Consider the following 2,760-nt stretch of genomic DNA (forward strand, 5'->3'; position numbering starts at 1 on the left):
ATGGTCCCGAGGGAAATTGTAGAGGAGGTCATAGAGGGTATAAAGCCCCAATTTGGCTAATTTGTCAGCGTTGCGTGATCCAATGCCGCTAACTTGACTTAAGCCTTGGTTGAGGGAAACTGGGGTAGTAGAAGGGGTGGTTGAGAGGGTTTCTCTGGGGGAAATGCTGGGCGATCGCCCGGGTGAGGTGGGGGGTTGTTCTACCAGCCGGTGTTGTTTGGCAGTGCCGTTTTCAGAGGGTGGAGTTTTTGTACAAATTCGTTCCATATCCAGAAGAAACCTGCGGGTATCTGACACCAAAGCTTGCCGCTTTTCTAAGGTCATTTCTGGATATCGACCAAATTCTGCGGCTAAAGTTTGCCAACGGCGAATATCTGCCGATACGAGATTGGCAGGGGAGTCTTTTAAACTAATCTGAAGAAATTCGCTAAAGCAATATTGACTGCCGACAACATCGGTAAATCCGCGTTGTGATTCGACAGACAAGGCTTTTTGTAATCGTCCCCAATCTAGTGATTCTGCTTTCATGGTTTCCCCCCTACCTGATTAGTCTTCAAACCAGCTTGCACGCCATGCAGATTCTGCTTGGGCGATCGCTCGTTCCCGTTGTTTTTGATGATAGTCTCGTTTGAGTGAATTTAGCCGTCCCGAGAGGCTGCGAATTTGTCCTCGGGATGCACTCAGGCGGGAGTCGGCAAATTCCAGATCCGTTAATCTTAAATGAACGGCCATGATGTGAATCGGCCCTTTAAGCAGGGAGGCTAAACCGGGCATTTGGGGTAAATCTTCGGTCCCTTGAGCTTCTAGGGTCAGGGTGACGAGATTTGGTGGTCCTCCGATCGCCTCGTTATTGGGCAGTTTTCCGGCAGCTTCTAGCAACATGGCGGGAACATTTTTGGACCCGATTCCGGCAGCGTGCAGGACCTGATTCGTTTCATGGGAGACTTGTTGCAAGAGTTTGATAATTCCCAATTCTATCCGATCTTGCCAATTGGATAAATTTTCGGGGTCAGCAATTTCTTCGAGGGGGCTGAGTTCCTCTTCGACTAGGCTAATGTCCTGCGCAGGGGTTCCCTCTTGGGAAAGTCCTTCGACGACTAGGATAACGGGGCTGTCTTCGGGTTTGGGGTCTTCCACGAGGGCGATCGCCTCAGATTCAGCTTTCTTGACGATGGACCTGAGCTTGGATTGCAGTTGTTGTTTCTGGGGTAAGGATAAGTCCAGAAAATGCTCGGGATATCCTTGGGTGCAAATATAATATCCGGCTAAGATCATCTGCTGTCGCACTGCTTGTCCCAAGGCCGTCAAATAATGGCTGTAGGTCTTCTGAAATTGTCCCGCCAAGTCTTGCGCTGCCTGTTCTAACTCTGCAATGTCCTGGTCAATGATTTCGAGGGGTCTTGCCATAGCCTCTAATTTGGATCCGATAGCAATATTAAGGTCTTTTCTAACGATAGCGGCTAGAAAAACAGAAGACAGGTCATGCTATGGTTTGACCTGCCCCTGTCTCTAGCAGTCTTTTCCGCCTCTAGGAGGTTGGTACAGTATTGGTTCAAAACAAACTCGGTTTTTCACGGCTACTGTACCGGCGTCCTGGGCGATCGCCTTCTAGGGGCAAATACCCCAACGACAAACCCGGAATTTACGGGATAGCATCCCCACTCTAAACTGGGTCTATTTTGCCCCAGTTTGCGCGGCTACTTCGTCGGCAAAGTTGGTTTCTTCTTTTTCAATCCCTTCACCCAAAACGAAGCGGGTAAAGCGACGAACCCGAATGTTTTCACCCAGTTGCGAAATCACTTGCTTGATTAACTCAGCGACGGTGATGTTCTGATCCCGAATGTAAGGCTGATCCAGCAGGGTCAGTTCTTTCAGGCGCTTATCAATCCGTCCTTGAACGATTTTTTCTTTGATATTATCCGGCTTGTTGCCTAAATCGTCCCGTCCCATCTCAATGGCTTTTTCGCTGTCTGCCAAGCTTTGGGGAATGTCTTCGATGCTGACGTATTCGACATTGGGACAGGCTGCAACTTGCATGGCAATATTGCGAACCAGCGCGTGGAATTCTTCACGACGCGCTACGAAGTCGGTTTCACAGTTGACTTCCACCAGGACGCCAATTCGACCTCCGGTGTGAATGTAGCTATCCACCAGTCCCTCGGCTGCCAAGCGCCCTGCTTTTTTCTCCGCAGAGGTGATCCCTTTTTGCCGTAGCCATTCTACAGCTTTGTTCATGTCCCCATCGTTTTCGATTAGGGCTTTTTTGCAGTCCATCATGCCTGCGCCGGTTTTATCGCGCAGTTCTTTGACCACTTTTGCAGATATGTCCGCCATTTTCTCTTCGTTTTTCTCGATTTACACTGTCCCAGAATTCTGGGGTTTCGCCATCTGCCTTTCGCCTAAGAATAGACGATTCAAGTCTCGCTGGAACACTTTATTTTCAGCTTTTTGTGCAACTTCACCGATAGGAGGGTATTGTCGGTTAATTTCCCGGGTTTACTCTTACGCTTATGGGTGAAGTTGCGGCTTACTTATTGAAGTTGTTCGCTGCGATCGCTCTTATTTCTCGTCGCTTCCTTCTTCTTTGCTATCGGGTTGATCGGCTTCTTCCCCTTCTTCGTCATACTCATACTCGCCCTCTACGCCGTCGTAGTCGTATTCTCCATCTTGACCACTCGAATCGACTTCTCCATGACGTCCTTCGTAGATGGCATCGGCAAGTTTTCCGACGATTAATTTAATCGACCGAATTGCATCATC

General features: G+C 49.0%; 3 protein-coding genes and 2 pseudogenes. 1 reads left to right on the forward strand and 4 read right to left on the reverse strand.

All coding sequences use genetic code 11. The features are described from left to right. A pseudogene (locus J0895_RS14595) lies at positions 1–528 on the reverse strand (ATP-dependent DNA helicase RecG); the annotation flags it as partial. 18 nt (positions 529–546) lie between these two features. Continuing rightward, entirely contained in the window at positions 547–1,407 is an 861-nt protein-coding gene (locus J0895_RS14600; protein WP_207088798.1) for a hypothetical protein, read from the reverse strand. A gap of 75 nt (positions 1,408–1,482) precedes the next feature. Between J0895_RS14600 and J0895_RS14605 the strand changes: the two genes are divergently transcribed. Next, a complete protein-coding gene (locus J0895_RS14605) occupies positions 1,483–1,653 on the forward strand; it encodes a hypothetical protein (protein WP_207088799.1) in 171 nt (56 codons plus the stop codon). A 21-nt stretch (positions 1,654–1,674) separates the two neighbouring features. Here the strand turns inward: J0895_RS14605 and tsf are convergent, their stop codons facing one another. Then, positions 1,675–2,334, reverse strand: coding sequence for a translation elongation factor Ts (gene tsf / locus J0895_RS14610; protein WP_207088800.1), 660 nt, complete (start codon positions 2,332–2,334; stop codon positions 1,675–1,677). A 225-nt stretch (positions 2,335–2,559) separates the two neighbouring features. Continuing rightward, a pseudogene (locus J0895_RS14615) lies at positions 2,560–2,760 on the reverse strand (uS2 family ribosomal protein); the annotation flags it as partial.

The sequence above is a fragment of the Phormidium pseudopriestleyi FRX01 genome, from assembly GCF_017313335.1.
Taxonomy (GTDB): domain Bacteria; phylum Cyanobacteriota; class Cyanobacteriia; order Cyanobacteriales; family Laspinemataceae; genus Laspinema; species Laspinema pseudopriestleyi.